The 17,114-nt window shown below is 66.1% G+C and carries 16 protein-coding genes; 3 read left to right on the top strand and 13 right to left on the bottom strand.

Annotated elements, in window-relative coordinates; translation table 11 throughout:
* Positions 1–52: 52 nt before the first annotated feature.
* From DFLDMN_RS18835 to DFLDMN_RS18810, 6 genes are all read right to left on the bottom strand, one after another.
* Positions 53–1,822 carry an acyl-CoA dehydrogenase gene (locus tag DFLDMN_RS18835; RefSeq protein WP_423196371.1) on the bottom strand — a complete coding sequence of 590 codons (1,770 nt, stop codon included), beginning with the start codon at positions 1,820–1,822 and terminating at the stop codon, positions 53–55.
* Positions 1,823–1,956: 134 nt separating this feature from the next.
* Complete coding sequence (locus tag DFLDMN_RS18830) at positions 1,957–2,892, bottom strand: electron transfer flavoprotein subunit alpha/FixB family protein (RefSeq protein WP_423196370.1); 936 nt, start codon at positions 2,890–2,892, stop codon at positions 1,957–1,959.
* A 17-nt stretch (positions 2,893–2,909) separates the two neighbouring features.
* Positions 2,910–3,659, bottom strand: a complete 750-nt coding sequence (locus DFLDMN_RS18825) for an electron transfer flavoprotein subunit beta/FixA family protein (protein ID WP_423196369.1) — start codon at positions 3,657–3,659, stop codon at positions 2,910–2,912.
* Between the two features lie 267 nt (positions 3,660–3,926).
* A complete protein-coding gene (locus DFLDMN_RS18820) occupies positions 3,927–4,727 on the bottom strand; it encodes a MetQ/NlpA family ABC transporter substrate-binding protein (RefSeq protein WP_423196368.1) in 801 nt (266 codons plus the stop codon).
* A gap of 36 nt (positions 4,728–4,763) precedes the next feature.
* Positions 4,764–5,420, bottom strand: coding sequence for a methionine ABC transporter permease (locus DFLDMN_RS18815; RefSeq protein WP_423196367.1), 657 nt, complete (start codon positions 5,418–5,420; stop codon positions 4,764–4,766).
* Complete coding sequence (locus tag DFLDMN_RS18810; protein WP_423196366.1) at positions 5,410–6,444, bottom strand: methionine ABC transporter ATP-binding protein; 1,035 nt, start codon at positions 6,442–6,444, stop codon at positions 5,410–5,412. The genes DFLDMN_RS18815 and DFLDMN_RS18810 overlap by 11 nt, the downstream gene beginning before the upstream one ends.
* Between DFLDMN_RS18810 and DFLDMN_RS18805 the strand changes: the two genes are divergently transcribed.
* On the top strand, positions 6,443–6,658 hold the full coding sequence (locus tag DFLDMN_RS18805; protein WP_423196365.1) for a hypothetical protein: 216 nt from the start codon (positions 6,443–6,445) through the stop codon (positions 6,656–6,658). The two genes, DFLDMN_RS18810 and DFLDMN_RS18805, sit on opposite strands and share 2 nt — an antisense overlap.
* Here the strand turns inward: DFLDMN_RS18805 and DFLDMN_RS18800 are convergent.
* The gene (locus DFLDMN_RS18800; RefSeq protein WP_423196364.1) at positions 6,636–7,559 is read right to left on the bottom strand and encodes a histone deacetylase family protein; all 924 of its coding nucleotides are present in this window, start codon (positions 7,557–7,559) and stop codon (positions 6,636–6,638) included. The genes DFLDMN_RS18805 and DFLDMN_RS18800 overlap by 23 nt on opposite strands.
* A 95-nt stretch (positions 7,560–7,654) precedes the next feature.
* Here DFLDMN_RS18800 and mltB point away from each other — a divergent pair, with 95 nt between their 5' ends.
* Entirely contained in the window at positions 7,655–8,761 is a 1,107-nt protein-coding gene (mltB, locus tag DFLDMN_RS18795) for a lytic murein transglycosylase B (protein WP_423196363.1), read from the top strand.
* Positions 8,762–8,942: 181 nt separating this feature from the next.
* Here mltB and cysM read toward each other — a convergent pair whose 3' ends face one another.
* From cysM to DFLDMN_RS18780, 3 genes are all read right to left on the bottom strand, one after another.
* Entirely contained in the window at positions 8,943–9,845 is a 903-nt protein-coding gene (gene cysM / locus DFLDMN_RS18790; RefSeq protein WP_423196362.1) for a cysteine synthase CysM, read from the bottom strand.
* Between the two features lie 95 nt (positions 9,846–9,940).
* A complete protein-coding gene (locus tag DFLDMN_RS18785; protein ID WP_423196361.1) occupies positions 9,941–11,251 on the bottom strand; it encodes a solute carrier family 23 protein in 1,311 nt (436 codons plus the stop codon).
* 339 nt (positions 11,252–11,590) lie between these two features.
* On the bottom strand, positions 11,591–12,007 hold the full coding sequence (locus tag DFLDMN_RS18780; RefSeq protein WP_423196360.1) for a ComEA family DNA-binding protein: 417 nt from the start codon (positions 12,005–12,007) through the stop codon (positions 11,591–11,593).
* Between the two features lie 364 nt (positions 12,008–12,371).
* Between DFLDMN_RS18780 and DFLDMN_RS18775 the strand changes: the two genes are divergently transcribed.
* Complete coding sequence (locus DFLDMN_RS18775; RefSeq protein ID WP_423196359.1) at positions 12,372–13,652, top strand: amidase; 1,281 nt, start codon at positions 12,372–12,374, stop codon at positions 13,650–13,652.
* Between the two features lie 42 nt (positions 13,653–13,694).
* Here the strand turns inward: DFLDMN_RS18775 and rfaD are convergent, their stop codons facing one another.
* From rfaD to DFLDMN_RS18760, 3 genes are read right to left on the bottom strand one after another with little or no spacing between them, the layout of a single operon-like run.
* Positions 13,695–14,687 (bottom strand): ADP-glyceromanno-heptose 6-epimerase, encoded by a 993-nt coding sequence (gene rfaD, locus DFLDMN_RS18770; protein WP_423196358.1) that lies wholly within the window; start codon positions 14,685–14,687, stop codon positions 13,695–13,697.
* A 29-nt stretch (positions 14,688–14,716) separates the two neighbouring features.
* Positions 14,717–15,664, bottom strand: a complete 948-nt coding sequence (rfaE1, locus tag DFLDMN_RS18765) for a D-glycero-beta-D-manno-heptose-7-phosphate kinase (RefSeq protein WP_423196357.1) — start codon at positions 15,662–15,664, stop codon at positions 14,717–14,719.
* A gap of 5 nt (positions 15,665–15,669) precedes the next feature.
* The gene (locus DFLDMN_RS18760) at positions 15,670–17,043 is read right to left on the bottom strand and encodes a UDP-glucose dehydrogenase family protein (protein ID WP_423196356.1); all 1,374 of its coding nucleotides are present in this window, start codon (positions 17,041–17,043) and stop codon (positions 15,670–15,672) included.
* Between the last annotated feature and the right edge of the window lie 71 nt (positions 17,044–17,114).

The following is a 17,114-nucleotide window of genomic DNA, read 5'->3' as shown; positions in this document are numbered from 1 at the left end:
CACGCTTCTCCTGTCCCCGTCTTCCATCACGCCCGCACCGCGTGGCGACGTGTCAGAACTGCGCCTCCGTCATCGCATTGACCGGCGCGCCGCCTTCCACGATGGCATCGCGCAAGGCCACAGCCTGCGGCAGGATGTGTTGCGCGTAGAACTGTGCCGTCGCGATCTTGGCGTCGTGGAACGACGGATCGTCGCCCCGTTTGCGCTCCGCCGCAAGCAGCGCGCGCGCCATCTGCCAGCCCGAGAACACGATGCCGCATAGCCGCAGGTACGGCACGCTGCCGGCAAACACCGCGTTGGGATCGGCCTTGGCTTGCGCCACCACAAACGTCACCACCGCTTCCAGCGCCTGGCGTCCGCGCGCCAGTTGCGCCTGCACGGCGGCATGCGCGCCCAGTTGCGCTTCGGTCTCCGCAATGCGCGCGCAGATCGCACGCGCCACCGCACCGCCATCGCGCAAGGTCTTGCGTCCGACCAGGTCGTTGGCCTGGATCGCGGTGGTGCCCTCGTAGATCGGCAGGATGCGCGCGTCGCGGTAGTGCTGCGCGGCACCGGTCTCCTCGATAAAGCCCATGCCGCCGTGCACCTGCACGCCAAGGCTGGTCACATCGATCGACATCTCGGTGCTCCAGCCCTTGATCACGGGCACCATGAATTCGTAGAACGCCTGGTTCTGCGCCCGCACCCCGGCATCGGGATGCTGATGCGCGGCATCGCTCGCGGCCGCCGCCACGTAGGCCATCGCGCGCGCGCCTTCGGTCAGCGCACGCATCGTCATCAGCATGCGCTTGACGTCCGGATGATGAATGATGGTCACCGCCTGCCGCGCAGAACCGTCCACCGGACGGCTCTGCACACGTTCGCGCGCATAGGCCACGGCCTGCTGGTACGCGCGCTCGGACACCGCGATGCCCTGCATGCCCACCGAGAAGCGCGCCGCATTCATCATGATGAACATGTACTCGAGGCCGCGATTCTCCTCACCCACCAGCGTACCGATGGCGCCGCCATGATCGCCGAACTGCAGCACGGCGGTCGGGCTCGCCTTGATGCCCAGCTTGTGCTCGATCGACACGCAATGCACATCGTTGCGCGCGCCGAGGCTGCCATCGGCATTGACGAGGAACTTCGGCACGATGAACAGCGAGATGCCCTTGACGCCTTCCGGCGCATTGGGGGTGCGCGCCAGCACGAGGTGCACGATGTTCTGCGCCATGTCGTGCTCGCCGTACGTGATGAAGATCTTGGTGCCGAACAGCCTGAAGGTACCGTCGCCCTGCGGCTCCGCGCGCGTGCGCACGGCCGCGAGATCGGAACCGGCCTGGGGCTCGGTCAGGTTCATGGTGCCGGTCCACTCGCCCGAGATCAGCCTGGGCAGGTAGGCGGCCTTCTGCGCCTCGGTACCGGCGGTCAGCAGCGCCTCGATGGCGCCATCGGTCAGCAACGGGCACAGCGCGAACGACAGGTTCGCGCTGTTCAGCATCTCGTTGCACGGCGTGGCCACCAGCTTGGGCAAACCCTGCCCGCCAAAGTCGGCTGGATGCAGCACGCCCTGCCAGCCGCCCTCGCCAAACTGGCGAAAGGCGTCGCGAAAGCCCGGCGTGGTGCGAACCTCGCCCTCGCGCCAGCTGCTAGGGTCGGTATCGCCGAGGCGGTTCAGCGGCGCCACCACTTCCTCGTTGAAGCGCGCGGCTTCCTCCAGCACGGCCTGCACGGTATCGGGCGTGGCATCCTCGAAGCCCGGCAACTGGCTGATGGCATCCAGCCCCGCGAGTTCGTTCATCACGAACAGCATGTCCTTGAGCGGTGCGCGGTAGGTCATCGATGTCTCCTGTGATAGAAAAAAGCCGTTCGCGGGACACGCCCGGAACGGCTATTTTTATTGGCACGCTGTTATTGGCGCGCGATCGGGGCGTACCGACCGCGCGGGGCGCACGACCGATGGTCGGCGGGTACTTAACCCAATGCCGACACCAGCTCGGGCACCACGGTGTTGAGGTCGCCCACGAGGCCGTAGTCGGCCACCGAGAAGATCGGCGCCTCGGCGTCCTTGTTGATCGCGACGATCACCTTGGAGTCCTTCATACCGGCCAGATGCTGGATCGCGCCCGAGATACCCACGGCGATATACAGCTGCGGCGCCACGATCTTGCCGGTCTGGCCCACCTGGTAGTCGTTGGGTACGAAGCCCGCGTCCACGGCCGCGCGCGATGCGCCCAGCGCCGCGTTGAGCTTGTCCGCCAGCGGCGTCAGCACCTTGGTGTAGTTCTCTCCCGAACCCACGCCGCGGCCACCCGACACGATGATCTTGGCAGCGGTCAGTTCCGGACGGTCGCTCTTGGTCACTTCGCGCGAAACGAATTGCGAGATGCCCGCGTCGGCCACGGCCTGCAGCGCGTCCACGCCGGCCGAACCACCCTCGGCGGCAGCGGCGTCGAATGCCGTGCCCCGTACGGTGATGACCTTGATCTTGTCGGCGGACTTCACCGTCGCGATCGCGTTGCCGGCATAGATCGGACGCTCGAAGGTATCGGGCGCGTCGACCTTGGTGATGTCCGACAGTTGGGCGACATCGAGCCTTGCGGCCACGCGCGGCAGGATGTTCTTGCCGTACGCGGTGGCGGGCGCGAGGATGTGCGAGTAGTCGCTGGCGATGGCCAGTACCTGGTCGGCCACGTTCTCGGCGAGGCCGTCGCCAAAATACGGCGCGTCGGCCAGCAGAACCTTGCTCACGCCGGCAATCTTCGCGGCGGCATCGGCGGCCGCCCTGGCGTTGGCGCCGGCCACCAGCACGTGGACATCGCCGCCGCACTGGGCAGCTGCCGTCACGGTATTGAGCGTGGCGGCCTTGATCGATTGGTTGTCGTGTTCAGCAATGACGAGTGCAGTCATGTTTTCTCTCCCCGCGCTCAGATAACCTTGGCTTCGTTCTTCAGCTTTTGCACCAGCGTGGCCACGTCCGGCACCATCACGCCCGCGCTGCGCTTGGCCGGCTCCACCACCTTCACGGTGGACAGGCGCGGCTTGACGTCGACGCCGAGGTCTTCCGGCTTGACGGTCTCGAGCGGCTTCTTCTTGGCCTTCATGATGTTGGGCAGCGTCACGTAGCGCGGCTCGTTCAGGCGCAGGTCGGTGGTTACCACGGCCGGCAGCTTGACCGACAGCGTTTCCAGGCCGCCATCGACTTCACGCGTAACCGAGGCCTTGCCATCGGCCACCACCACCTTGGAGGCAAAGGTCGCCTGCGGCAGGCCGGCCAGCGCGGCCACCATCTGGCCGGTCTGGTTGGAGTCGTCGTCGATCGCCTGCTTGCCGAGGATCACCAGTTGCGGCTGTTCCTTGCCGATCAGCGCCTTGAGCAGCTTGGCCACGGCCAGCGGCTGCAACTCCTCGGCCGATTCCACCAGGATGCCACGGTCGGCGCCGATGGCCATCGCGGTACGCAGGGTTTCCTGGCACTGGGCCACGCCGCACGACACGGCCACCACCTCGGTGACCACGCCGGCTTCCTTCAGGCGCACGGCCTCTTCCACGGCGATTTCGTCGAACGGGTTCATGCTCATCTTGACGTTGGCCAGGTCGACGCCCGTGCCATCCGACTTCACGCGGACCTTGACGTTGTAGTCCACCACCCGCTTGACTGCGACGAGTACTTTCATGCGCTCACTCCACTGATTGCTGGATAGTCCAAAGATTTGAATCGCCCGCCATTATACCCACCGGGGTTGCGGCGCTCCGGTTTTCCGAACGATCGTACTATTTTTTAGTCGAAGAATTGCCGGGATCGCCCGGCAAACCAGAATCGCCGTCCATTGTGCCGCAGGATGGCGCGAAATGGACAGCGAACCGATGAAAACTTCGAATCCGGCGCGGTTTGTCCGCGCCAGGTGCCTCATCAGGCGATCCTCAGCCCGTCACTCGCACCCTCACCACGCCGTGATCACCGACTCCTTGTAGGTGGCATTGATGTACTGCTTGACCTCCGGCGAGTGGTAGGCCTTGATCAGCCGGGCCACCCATGGCTTGTCCTTGTCAACGGTACGCACCGCGATCACGTTGGCGTACGGACCTTTGGGGCCTTCCATCGCGATCGCGTCCCGCGTCGGCGACAGCCCGGCCGACTCCGCATAGTTGCCATTGATGGCGGCGGCATCAAGGTCGTCGAGCGAGCGCGGCAGTTGTGCCGCGTCCAGTTCGACGATCTTGATCTTCTTCGGATTCTCGACGATATCGAGCGGTGTGGCCTTGAGACCGGCGTCAGCGCGCAGCTTGATCAGGCCCTTGGACTGCAGCAGCAACAGGCCGCGGCCGCCGTTGGTCGGATCGTTCGGCACGCCCACGCGGGCACCGTTCTTCAGCTGGTCGAGCGACTTCACCTTCTTCGAATACACGCCCATCGGGAACGTGACGGTAAAGCCAACATGGCTGAACTTGTAGCCGCGATCCTTGATCTGCGCCTCGAGGTACGGCAGGTGCTGGTAGCTGTTGGCATCGAGATCGCCGGCCGCCAGCGCCGCGTTGGGCTGGATGTAGTCGCTGAACTCGACCAGCTGGATATTGAGTCCGTCCCTGGCCGCAACCTTCTTCACCTGCTCCATGATCTGCGCGTGCGGGCCGCCAGTCACGCCCACCTTGATCGGCTTGTCCTGCGCCAGCGCGCCGGTGGACAGCGCCACGCCGGCCACGCTCAGCGCGGCCAGGGTCTTCAGCATATTGCGACGTTGCATCTCGGGTATCCCTTGTGAATCTGTCAATGTTGTCGTTCAGCGATGGCTGATCCGGCGGACCAGCCAATCGCCAAAGCTTTGTACGACCTGAACGAAGACGATCAGGATGATCACCACCGCGACCATCACCTCGGTGATATAGCGCTGGTAGCCGTAGCGGATGCCAAGGTCGCCCAGCCCCCCGCCGCCGATCGCGCCGGCCATGGCCGAATAGCCGACCAGGCTCACGAACGTGATGGTGAGGCCGGCGACGATGCCCGGCATGGCCTCGGGCAGCAGCACCTTCCACACGATCTGTCCGGTCGTGGCGCCCATCGACTGCGCGGCCTCGACCAGGCCCTTGTCCACCTCGCGCAGCGCCGCCTCGACCAGGCGGCCGATAAACGGAATCGCGGCAATCGTCAGCGGCACGATCGCCGCCGTGGTGCCGATCGACGAGCCGACGATAACGCGCGTGAACGGAATCACCACCACCAGCAGGATGATGAACGGAATCGAGCGCACCGCGTTGACCACCACGCCGATGGTGCGGTTGAACAGCGGATGCGACAGCACGCCGCCGCGGTTGGTCAGATGCAGGAGCACGCCCAGCGGCACGCCGAACAGCGCGCCCACCACGCCCGAGATGCCGACCATCAGCAGCGTCTCGCCAAACGAGCCCAGGAACAGCTCGGTCATTTCCTCAGACCACATGTTCGATCTCCTCCACCACCACGCCCCGGCTGCGCAGGAACGCCATGGCCGCGCGCACGTCGGCCGGTTCGCCCGTGGCCATGATCGCGAGCGAGCCGAAGGCCTGCCCCTGGATCTCGTCGATATGGCCATGCAGGATGTTGAAGTCGAGCCCGTACTGGCGGATGGCCTGTGCCAGCACCGGCTGATCGACGCCCTCGCCGGTAAAGGCGAGGCGATAGACGTGGTCGCGCCCGTTGCCGAGCCGCGACTCCACGCGCTTGAGCACGCTCGGCGGCAGCTCCTGCGAAATCACGTCGCCGATCATCGCGCGCGTGACCTCGTGCCGCGGCCGCAGGAACACGTCGATCACGCTGCCCGTTTCCACCACCTGGCCGGCCTCGAGCACGGCCACGCGGTCGCAGACCTGCTTGATGACCTCCATCTGGTGCGTGATCATGACGATGGTCAGGCCGAGCTCGCGATTGATCCGGCGCAGCAGTTCCAGGATCGCGCGCGTGGTTTCCGGGTCGAGCGCCGAGGTGGCTTCGTCGGACAGCAGCACCTTGGGCTTGCTGGCGAGCGCGCGCGCAATGCCCACGCGTTGCTTCTGGCCGCCGCTGATCTGCGACGGATAGCGGTCGCGCAGCGGCGACAGCCCGACCAGGTCAAGCAGCGGCAGCACGGTATCGGCGATCTCGGCCTTCGACTTGCCGGCCAGCTCCAGCGGCAGCGCGACGTTGTCGTACACGGTGCGCGACGAGAGCAGGTTGAAGTGCTGGAAGATCATGCCGATCTGGCGGCGCGCCAGGCGCAGGGCATCGTTGTCGAGCGCGGTCAGGTCCTGGCCGTCGACGATCACGCGCCCGCCGGTCGGGCGATTGAGCAGGTTGATGGCACGCACCAGCGTGCTCTTGCCGGCGCCGCTGCGGCCGATGATGCCGAAGATCTCGCCGGCGGCAATGCCGAGGCTGACATCCCGCAATGCATGCACTTCCCCGGATCCACCGGGAAACCGCTGCGAGAGTCCTTGCAGTTCGATCATGGAAATGAAAACGGCAACAGGCGAGCCGGGCTCGGGCGCTGTTGCCGCACAAAATTTGGCGAAGCCCGCATTTTATGCGATCGCCTTCATACCTCAAACGAGATTTTTCGGCCGGCTTTATACCGCATTGTCATATAAAGCCGGCGTGGTGCGGCGCTTTTATCACTTATTGCGGCGCTGGGAGGGCAAACTCAGGATTCCAGTAGCACCTTGAGATGCGCGAACACGCTGCGGGCGAGCGCGCTGAGGTTGTAGCCGCCCTCCAGGCAACTGACGATACGCCCCTTGGCATGCGTGCGCGCTACCGCCAGCAGTTGCCCGGTGATCCACGCATAGTCCTGCTCCACCAGACCCATCTGGCCAAGGTCGTCCTCGCGATGCGCGTCGAAGCCGGCCGAGATGAAGAGCATCTCGGGCCTGAATTCGTGCAGGCGCGGTAACCAGATCGTTTCCACCACCTCGCGCACGGCCATGCCGTTGCTATAAGCGGGCAATGGAATGTTCGACATGTTGGGCGCCACTTCGTGGGTGCCGCTGTACGGATAGAACGGATGCTGGAAAAAGCTGCACATCAGCACCTGCGGGTCATTGCGGAAGGCCGCCTCGGTGCCGTTGCCGTGATGCACGTCGAAATCGATCACGGCCACGCGCTGCAGGCCGTGCGCGGCCAGCGCGTGACGCGCGGCGATGGCCACATTGTTGTAGAAGCAGAACCCCATCGCGCGGCCGGGTTCGGCGTGATGGCCGGGCGGACGCACACAACAGAACGCATTCTCGAGCTCACCCGCGATCACCGCATCGGTGGCCGCCACCGCCGCGCCAGCCGCGTGGGTGGCGGCGGTCAGCGTGTGCGGATTCATGCTGGTGTCGGGGTCGATGGCGCGATATCCCGTGGCCGGGCTGAGGGACGCAAGCCCCGACACGTAGTCGGGCCGGTGCACGCGCTCGATCTGCGCCGGGGTGGCCGCGGGCGCCTCGCGGCGATCGAGCAGGCCGTCCATCGCATGCGAAATCAGATGGTCCTCGATCGCCTGCAAGCGCTCGGGGCACTCGGGATGGAAGTGTCCCATCTCGTGCAACAGGAACGCCGGGTGTGTGTAGTAGCCCGTTGGCATTATCGTTGTGGGTTCAAGTTTGTCTCCGTTCGTTACGTTAGCACAGGACGTCGGGACGCATCCGCTATACTCGTCCGCGACTTGCAAAGGACAACATGACCGAGAAACAGCGATCCCTGCGACGCCCGCTGCTGCGCGCCGCATTCAGCGCTGCCGCATTGGGCCTCTGCGGCATCTCCCCTGGCCTGATGGCCGCCGGCAAGCGACGCGTAAGCGTATCGGAAGAAGAAATCGACCCCGGCCGCTACCAGAACCATCCTCAGACCCGTGCCTTTATCGACCAGATGGTCGCGCGCAACGGCTTTCAGCGCGCCGAACTGGAGGGCTGGTTCGCGCAGACGGTGTACTCCGCCACCGTGGCGCGGCTGATCATGCCGCCGTCCACGCCGGGCCGTAAAAGCTGGCGCGCGTACCGCTCGCGCTTTATCGAGCCGATCCGCATCAATGCCGGTGTCCGATTCTGGCAACAGAACCGCGACACGCTACGCCGGGCCGAAGCCGAATTCGGCGTGCCGGCCTCGGTCATCGTCGGCATCATTGGCGTGGAGACGATCTACGGCCGCAATATGGGCACGTTCCGCGTGATGGATTCGCTGTCGACGCTGGCCTTCGACTATCCCGATACGCCCAATCGCGAGGCGCGCACCCGGCTGTTCCGCGACCAGCTCGGCGACTATCTGCTCTGGTGCCGCGATACGCGTACCGACGTGTTTTCGGTCACGGGCTCCTACGCGGGCGCGATCGGCATTCCGCAGTTCATGCCGACCAGCCTGCGCGAATATGCGATCGACTACGACAACGACGGTCATATCGACCTGCGCAACAGCCCGACCGACGCGATTGGCAGCGTCGGCCGCTTTCTGCAACTGCACGGCTGGGAACAGGGACGTCCGGTGGTGTGGCGCATTGCCGGCGATGCTGGCAGTCTGGGCGTGGCCAGCGCGGCGGCCGATGGCGAGCCGTGGCCGACGCGCACGCTGAACCAGCTCACCCGCGCCGGATTGCAGCTCGACGAGCCGATCGATAGCGGGCGCGAAGGGGAAACCGGTGTACTCGTGGTCGACCTCCCCACGCCGGACCAGCCGACCGAATACATGATCGGCCTGCGCAATTTCTATGTGCTGACGCGCTACAACCGCAGCTTCTTCTATGCGCTGTCGGTGTATCAGCTGGGTGAAGCGGTGAAGGCGGCGATGGCCTGAGGCGCCGAAGCCTGAGGCGCTGAAGCATGCCGATACCGGTGCAACGCCTCGGGTCGGGGCGTTGCGCGATGGGAGCGAGCTGCCTGATACGGGATGAGCCGCGATCAGGCAGCGGAATCAGCCGGAATCAGCCGGAATCAGCCGGAATCAGGCGCCGGAATCAGGCGCCGTCATCAGGGCATCAGGCAGGAAAGACGCCCGTCGACAGGTAGCGGTCACCGCGATCGCACACCACAAACACGATGGTGGCGTTTTCCACTTCCTCGGCAACGCGCAGGGCCACGCACAATGCGCCCGCCGCGGAGATGCCGCAGAAAATCCCCTCTTCGCGGGCCATGCGGCGTGCCATATGTTCGGCGTCGGCCTGGCTGACGGGCTCGGTGCGGTCCACGAACTTCGCGTCGTAGATCTTGGGCAGGTACGCCTCGGGCCACTTGCGGATACCCGGAATGCGCGAGCCTTCGGCCGGTTGCGCGCCGACGATCTGCACCGCCGGATTCATTTCCTTGAGATAGCGCGACACGCCCGTGATGGTGCCGGTGGTGCCCATGGCCGACACGAAATGCGTGATGCGGCCTTCGGTCTCGGTCCAGATCTCGGGCCCGGTGGTCTCGTAGTGCGCGAGCGGATTGTCCGGGTTGGCAAACTGGTCGAGGATCACGCCCTTGCCTTCGCGTTCCATGGCGTCGGCCAGGTCACGCGCATATTCCATGCCGCCCTTGACCGGCGTGAGGATGATCTCGGCGCCGTAGGCCGCCATGCTCTGGCGTCGTTCGAGGCTGAGATCCTCCGGCATGATCAGCACCATGCGATAGCCGCGGATCGCCGCGGCCATGGCCAGCGCAATGCCGGTATTGCCCGACGTGGCTTCGATCAGTGTATCGCCCGGCTTGATGCGGCCGCGCGCTTCGGCACGGCGGATCATCGAGAGCGCCGGGCGATCCTTGACCGAACCTGCCGGGTTATTACCCTCCAGCTTGCCAAGGATCACATTGCCACGCGCCTCGAGGGCGGCGCCAGGAATGCGTTGCAGTCGGACCAGCGGCGTATTGCCGATGGTGTCTTCAATCGTCTTGTAGGCCATGATGCGCGGTATGGGGGTCCGGCGGCCATTGTAATGCAGGCGTGCCGCCCCCCGCTCCACGCGCGGCTTCGCCCTGCCCCGCGCGTGGGCTTTGGCTACAGTGCCGACTCCTCCGCCGGCTTGCGATCACCCAGCAGGTGATAGAGCAGAATCGCGCCGAACGTCGCGGTACCGATGCCGCCCAGCGTCAGCCCACCGAGGCGCAGTGTGAGGTCACCCGCCGCTACGGTCAGCGTGGCACCGACCGTGATCAGGTTGCGCGAGCTCGAGAAATCGACGTGGTTCTGTACCCAGATACGACCCGCCGTGGCCGAGATCAGGCCGAAGACGACAATCGTCAGCCCGCCGATCACGGCCCCCGGAATGGTCAGGATCAGCGCGCCGAACTTGGGCGAGAAGCCGAGCAGGATGGCCACTACCGCAGCCACGATAAAGATCAGCGTCGAGTAGATGCGCGTTACGGCCATCACGCCCATGTTTTCCGCATAGGTGGTCACGCCGGTACCGCCGCCGCTTGCCGACAGCATGGTGGCAATGCCGTCGCCGATAAAGGCGCGGCCGATATACGGATCGAGATTGCGGTTGGTCATCACGCCGATTGCCTTGATATGGCCGAGGTTCTCCGCCACCAGCACCACCGCCACCGGCGCGATCAGCAGCATGGCGTTGGCGTGGAATACCGGCGCCGTGAAGGCCGGCATGCCGAACCAGCTCGCCGCCGCCACCCCCGAGAAGTCGATCGGCTTGCCCATGCCCATCAGGTTGGTGGCGACGAAGTAGGCCAGGTAGCCGGCCAGGCCGCCAAGCAGCACGGGCAGACGTCCAGCCATGCCGGGCGCGCGCACCGCCACCAGTCCCACCGCGAGTACCGTGAGCAGACCGATCCAGGTATCGAGCGGCGCCGCGCTGACCGCCTTGACCGCCACCGGCGCCAGATTGAGGCCGATAGCCGCGACGATCGCGCCCGTCACCACCGGCGGCATCAACCGCTCGACCCAGCCGTAGCCGACCGCCTGCACGATCAGGCCGATCACCGTGTATAACGCGCCGGCCGCGATAATGCCGCCGAGCGCCACCGGGATATTCGGATTGGGCCCGCTGCCGGCATAGCCGGTGGCCGCGATCACCACGGCGATAAAGGCGAAGCTGGAACCGAGGTAGCTCGGCACCCGGCCGCGCACGCACAGGAAGAAGATCAGCGTGCCGATGCCCGAGAACAGGATGGCGATATTCGGTGCAAAGCCCATCAGGATCGGGGCGATGGCCGTGGAGCCGAACATCGCCACCACATGCTGGATCCCGGCCAGTATGGTCTGGCCGGCCGGCAGCCGTTCATCGGGCGCGATCACGCCCTCGGTCTTGAGCCGCCATTTGGGCAGGAATCCCGCATCCTCGCCTTGGATCATCTTGTCACTCCCTGTCGGTCGGACGGCCCACGGCAGTGGAGCCGTCCGTTTCGTGGTTGGTCAGTATTGTCGTCGGGTCGCACCTCCGGGTCGCACCGCCGCCGGAATCACGATGGCTGTGAAGCGGTATTGCCGGTCAGGCGGGCCCCGGTCGCTGTATGGCGCCCGCATGATACCAAGCGCCATACCCCGGCCCCAGCGCCCCAGCGCCGCCGTCGGACAATCACAACACGTACCAGCCTGCCCCCTCAGCGCGAGCGGTCCGCGCCGGCTCGTGTTCCGCCTTTATCGCTGACCTTGTCACTGCCCCGGTCGTTACTCCGGTCGTTACTCCGCTCGTTACCTCGCTGGTTTCCCCGCGGATCCCCCCGCTGCCCCCCCTCTCTGGCCGCCCTTCTCGGCGGTGGCAGTCGCCCCCTTCCCCTCCTTGCGCGCACCACCCGCCGGGCCCGGCTTGCCAAACGTGAGCCCCGCATCCTGCAGGTTGGCCGCAGACTTCGGGCCCACGCCCGGCACCCGGTCGGCAAGGTCGTCGACATCCCGGAACGCACCGTCCTTCTGGCGCGCCTCGACGATGCGCCGCGCCATCGCCGGGCCAATGCCACGCACCTCGGTCAGCGCGGCCTCGTCGGCGCTGTTGACATCCACATCCGCCTGGGCCCAGCCGCACCACGCGAACCCAAGCATCAGCGCCAGCACGACACGATGCGTGACATTACGGAACCGGATCGACAGTCGATTGAAAGCATTGCTCATCGGAAAACTCTCCTCTTCACTGTTGCGCTCCACACCTTGGAGCAAGGTTGCACATGCGAGCCGGCTAACGCGATGGCGGTTGCGAGGGCGATGGCGATTGCGATGGCGATTGCGATTGCGATTGCGATGGCGATTGCGATTGCGATTGCGAGGGCGATTGCGATCGCGATGGCAACCACGCGGCCGGTCGAGGAAGGTCAGGATAGAAGCGTGCGGCGCCGATCGGAACCGTCTGACACAAGCTGTAACGCAACGCACGCGTTTATGTGTCCGAGCACATGCTCCTGTGACAATCGCGGCCTAAGATCGCGCAAACGATGGTTGGCCGCGTGTACGCGGCGCCTGTACGCGGAGGAGATTGACGATGGAAGACATCCTGGCCCTGCCGGCACGCACGCTGGCCATCCAGCTCGCGCAGCGCGAGCTGCGCGTGGAGACGCTGGTGCGTGCGTGCCTCGATCGCATTGCCGCACTGGAGCCGCAGATCCACGCGTGGGCATGGGTCGATGCCGGCCACGCGCTGATGCAGGCGCGGCGGCTCGATGCCGGTACCGTGACCGGCGCCTTGCACGGGCTGCCGGTGGGCGTGAAGGACCTGATCGACACCGCCGACATGCCCACCGCCTATGGCTCCCAGATCTACCGCAACCATCGCCCGCACACCGATGCCGCCGCCGTGGCCGCGGCCCGCCAGGCGGGCGCGTTGATGCTCGGCAAGACCGTCACCACCGAATTCGCCACCGGTCAGCCGGGGCCCACGCGCAATCCGCGTGCATCGATGCAGGCCCCGCGCACGCCGGGTGGCTCGTCGAGCGGCTCCGCCGCGGCAGTGGCGGCGGGCATGGTGCCGCTGGCGTTCGGCACGCAGACGTCGGGCTCGATCATTCGCCCGGCCGCGTTCTGCGGCGTGGTCGGCTACAAGCCGACCCATGGCACGCTGCCGCTGGCCGGCATCAAGCCGCTCGCGCCGAGTCTCGATACGCTCGGCGTGCTGGCGCGCAATGTCGACGACGCGGCATTCTTCGTCGGCACGCTGGCGCGGCTCGCGCTCACGCCGCGCGCGCTACATTCGCTGCGCGTGGGCCTGTATCGCACGCCGCATTGGGACGATGCCGACCGCGCCAGCCGCGGAGCGCTGGAGGCGGTCCGACAGGTGGTGGAGTGCGCGGGCAATGTGCTGCACGATCTCGACATGCCCGCGCTGACGGCGGAACTCGCGCAGGCCCAGGCCGACATCATGGCCTTCGAGGCCGCTGCCGCGTTTGCGCCCGAAGCCCGCGGCCACGCCGACGCGTTCAGCCCCGCCTTCGCATCGTTGCTGGCGGCTGGCAATGCCATCGACGGCCGGCGTCATGCGGCCGCGCGCGTGCATGCGGCGGCCATGCGCCATGCCGTGGCGCGCGTGTTCGACAACGTGGATGTGATCGTCGCCCCGAGCGCCCCGGGCGAGGCGCCGCTGGGCCTGGGCTCGACCGGAGACCCGGTGTTCAACCGGATGTGGACGGTGCTGGGACTACCGTGCGTGCACGTGCCGACCGGCGTGGGCGCACACGGCATGCCCGTGGGCGTGACCGTGATCGGGCCGTTCCACGGCGATGCGGTAGCGCTCTCGGCCGCGTATGCGATCGAACGCGCGCTGGCGTGACGCCATGGGCGCGGCCGCCTGCCTCGACGCTTTGGCGCGGGCTCAGCCGCGCTCGATCAGCCAGTTGCAGTAGCGCGCCACGCCTTCCTGCACCGTCAGGAACGGCGCCCCATAGCCAGCTTCGCGCAGGCGGGAGATATCGGCCTGCGTAAAGCACTGGTACTTGCCGCGCAGCGCGTCGGGAAACTTGATGTACTCGACCAGCCCTTCCTGCACCATTTCCTCGAGCGAGAGCGGTGGCTTGTCTTCGGCCTCGCGCAGCGTATTGACCACGGTATGCGCGATGTCGTTGAAAGGCTGCGCATGGCCCGTACCCAGGTTGAAGATGCCGGATTTGCCCGGATGGTCGAGGAAGAACAGGTTCACCTTGACCACGTCCTCGATCGAGACGAAATCGCGGCTCTGCATGCCCGGGCCATAGCCACCGTATTCGCCGAACAGCTTGACGGTGCCTTCCGCGCGGAACTGGTTGAAGTTGTGGAACGCCACCGACGCCATGCGGCCCTTGTGCGCCTCGCGCGGACCGTACACGTTGAAATAGCGGAAACCGACGATCTGCGACAGCGCCGACGGCAGCCGGCGCCGCACCACCTGGTCGAACAGGAACTTGGAGTACCCGTACACGTTGAGCGGACGCTCGAACTCGCGCTCCTCGCGGAATGTGGACGATGCACCGTAGGTGGCCGCCGACGACGCGTACAGGAACTGCGTGGCCTGCTCCAGGCAGCTTTCCATCAGTGCCAGCGTGTAGCGGTAGTTGTTCTCCATCATGTAGCGGCCGTCGGTCTCCATGGTGTCGGAGCACGCGCCCTCGTGAAACACAGCGCGCACCTTGCCGAAGTCCCCGCGCGCAAAGCGTGCCAGAAAGTCTTCCTTGTCCAGGTAGTCGGCAATCTCGCAGTCCACCAGGTTGTTGAACTTTTCCGCGCGCGTGAGGTTGTCCACGGCGATGATGTCGCGCTCGCCGCGATCGTTCAGGCCCTTGACGAGGTTGCTGCCGATCAGCCCGGCGGCCCCGGTGACGATGATGGTCATGATGGATTCAGTCTGGTGACACCGGCCGGTCAGGCGCCGGCGCCGAACAATTCGGGATAAGTGACAACGGCGGTACCGAGCTTGCCGACCACGATGCCGCCCGCGCGATTGGCGTGCTGGACGGCCTCCTTGAGCGGCACACCCGCGCCAAGCATGGTCGCCAGCGTGGCGATCACGGTATCGCCGGCGCCCGATACATCATAGACTTCGCGCGCCTGCGCCGAGACGTGCAGCACCTCGGCCTCGGTATAGAGCGTCATGCCCTCTTCCGAACGCGTCAGCAGCAGCGCTTCCAGCTGCAGCTCGCGGCGCAGGTTCTGCGCGCGGATGGTGAGGTCGGCCTCGGTCTTCCACGCCCCCACCACGGCGCGCATCTCGGCGCGGTTCGGCGTGATCAGCGTGGCGCCGCGATAACGCGAATAGTCGTCGCCCTTGGGATCGACCAGCACCGCGCGGCCCGCCGCGCGGCCGGCCTCCACCATGCGGCCGACGTGCGCGAGCCCGCCCTTGCCGTAGTCCGACAGCACCAGCACCTCGTAGTCGTTGACCAGCGCGTGGAAGCGGTCCTGTACCGAGGCCAGCACCTCGTTGGCGGGGGCGCTCTCGAAATCGACGCGCAGCAGTTGCTGCTGGTGCGCCACCACGCGCAGCTTGATGGTGGTATTGAGCGCGGCATCGCGATGCAGGTACGGCTGCACCTGGCTCGCGGTCAGCAGCGTTTCCAGCGTGCGGCCGGGCTCGTCGTCGCCCACCACGCCGAGCATGCCCACCTTCGCGCCAAGCGCGGCGACGTTGCGGGCCACGTTGGCCGCACCGCCCAGGCGCTCGTCGCTGCGCTTGACCTGCACCACCGGCACCGGCGCCTCGGGGGAGATGCGGTCGACATCGCCGAACCAGTAGCGGTCCAGCATCATGTCGCCCACCACCAGTACCTGCGCCTGGCGAATCTGTTCCTGCGAGATTTGGCTTCTGCTCATGCGTCTCAGCGCGTCAGGGTAGGTCGCCCGATCGCGTGGTATTCGATGCCGGCCTGCACCATGGCATCGGGTTCGTAAAGATTGCGGCCGTCAAAGATGACCGGCGACTTCAGCAGGCTGCGGATCTGCGCAAAGTCGGGGCTGCGGAACACCTTCCACTCGGTCACGATCACGAGCGCGTCGGCGCCTTCGAGCGCATCCATCTGCGCCTGGCAGAAGTGTACGCGCGCCATGCCGTCTCGCACATCGGCAAGATCCTGTTGCAGCACCCGGCGCGCCTCTTCCATCGACACCGGGTCGTGCACGCGCAACGCCGCGCCGCGCGACACCAGCTCGCGGGCCAGCACGCGCGACGGGGCTTCACGCATGTCGTCGGTGTTCGGCTTGAAGGCGAGCCCCCACATCGCAAAGGTCCGGCCGGTGAGGTCCTCGCCAAAGCGCGCCACGATCTTTTCGCCCAGCACGCGCTTCTGGCTGTCGTTGACCGCCTCCACCGCCTCCAGCACGCGCATCGGCTTGCCGTACGATGCCGCGGTACGCATCAGCGCCTGCACGTCCTTCGGAAAGCACGAGCCGCCGTAGCCGGCACCCGCATAGAGGAAACTGTAGCCGATGCGCGGGTCCGAGCCGATGCCCAGGCGCACGAGTTCGATATCGGCGCCGACCTCGTCGGCCAGGTTGGCCAGCTCGTTCATGAACGAAATGCGCGTGGCCAGCATCGAGTTGGCCGCGTACTTGGTGAACTCGGCCGAACGCACGTCCATGTAGAACGTGCGTTCGTGATTGCGGTTGAACGGCGAGTAGAGCTGGCGCATGATCGCCTGCGCATGGCGGCCGGCGGCATCGGCATCGCAGCCGAGCACGATGCGGTCCGGTCGCATGAAGTCCTCCACCGCGGCGCCTTCCTTCAGGAACTCGGGGTTCGATACCACCGAGTACTGCAGGTCTTCCAGCCCGCGCGCGGCAAGCTCCTCGCGGATCACGGCCGAGACACGGTCGCCGGTGCCCACCGGCACGGTCGACTTGTCCACCACGACCTTGAAGCCGGTCATATGGCGGCCGATATTACGGGCAGCGGCCAGCACGTACTGCAGGTCGGCCGAGCCATCCTCGTCCGGGGGCGTGCCTACCGCGATGAACTGCACGTCGGCATGCTCGACGCTGGCGGCCACATCGGTCGAGAACGTGAGCCGGCCGGCGGCGCGGTTACGCTCGATCAGTTCCTTGAGGCCGGGCTCGTAGATCGGTACGCCGCCGTTGTTCAGCAGCGCGATCTTCCGTTCGTCGACATCGAGACAGAACACGGAGTTGCCGAGCTCCGCAAGGCAGGCGCCGGTCACCAGACCGACGTAGCCGCTACCGATAATCGTCACTTTCATAGCAGATGCTCCAGGAGGCGGGTCTTGGTACGCGCTTCGTTGGGATTGGGCAGATGGGTTGGGAACACTGA

The sequence above is a fragment of the Cupriavidus sp. H19C3 genome (assembly GCF_049393815.1).
Lineage (GTDB): Bacteria > Pseudomonadota > Gammaproteobacteria > Burkholderiales > Burkholderiaceae > Cupriavidus.
Note: the sequence above shows the minus strand (reverse complement) of the source record. Positions and strands in the feature narration are given on the sequence as shown.

Bases quoted from the DNA above. Each gene is read 5' to 3' on its own strand.
- DFLDMN_RS18800 (WP_423196364.1), bottom strand. From the start codon at position 7,559: ATGCCAACGGGCTACTACACACACCCGGCGTTCCTGTTGCACGAGATG.
- DFLDMN_RS18760 (WP_423196356.1), bottom strand. From the start codon at position 17,043: ATGAAAGTGACGATTATCGGTAGCGGCTACGTCGGTCTGGTGACCGGC.
- DFLDMN_RS18775 (WP_423196359.1), top strand. From the start codon at position 12,372: ATGGAAGACATCCTGGCCCTGCCGGCACGCACGCTGGCCATCCAGCTC.
- rfaD (WP_423196358.1), bottom strand. From the start codon at position 14,687: ATGACCATCATCGTCACCGGGGCCGCCGGGCTGATCGGCAGCAACCTC.
- DFLDMN_RS18805 (WP_423196365.1), top strand. From the start codon at position 6,443: ATGGAAATGAAAACGGCAACAGGCGAGCCGGGCTCGGGCGCTGTTGCC.
- DFLDMN_RS18835 (WP_423196371.1), bottom strand. From the start codon at position 1,822: ATGACCTACCGCGCACCGCTCAAGGACATGCTGTTCGTGATGAACGAA.
- DFLDMN_RS18820 (WP_423196368.1), bottom strand. From the start codon at position 4,727: ATGCAACGTCGCAATATGCTGAAGACCCTGGCCGCGCTGAGCGTGGCC.
- DFLDMN_RS18825 (WP_423196369.1), bottom strand. From the start codon at position 3,659: ATGAAAGTACTCGTCGCAGTCAAGCGGGTGGTGGACTACAACGTCAAG.
- DFLDMN_RS18780 (WP_423196360.1), bottom strand. From the start codon at position 12,007: ATGAGCAATGCTTTCAATCGACTGTCGATCCGGTTCCGTAATGTCACG.
- DFLDMN_RS18810 (WP_423196366.1), bottom strand. From the start codon at position 6,444: ATGATCGAACTGCAAGGACTCTCGCAGCGGTTTCCCGGTGGATCCGGG.
- mltB (WP_423196363.1), top strand. From the start codon at position 7,655: ATGACCGAGAAACAGCGATCCCTGCGACGCCCGCTGCTGCGCGCCGCA.
- rfaE1 (WP_423196357.1), bottom strand. From the start codon at position 15,664: ATGAGCAGAAGCCAAATCTCGCAGGAACAGATTCGCCAGGCGCAGGTA.
- DFLDMN_RS18785 (WP_423196361.1), bottom strand. From the start codon at position 11,251: ATGATCCAAGGCGAGGATGCGGGATTCCTGCCCAAATGGCGGCTCAAG.
- cysM (WP_423196362.1), bottom strand. From the start codon at position 9,845: ATGGCCTACAAGACGATTGAAGACACCATCGGCAATACGCCGCTGGTC.
- DFLDMN_RS18815 (WP_423196367.1), bottom strand. From the start codon at position 5,420: ATGTGGTCTGAGGAAATGACCGAGCTGTTCCTGGGCTCGTTTGGCGAG.
- DFLDMN_RS18830 (WP_423196370.1), bottom strand. From the start codon at position 2,892: ATGACTGCACTCGTCATTGCTGAACACGACAACCAATCGATCAAGGCC.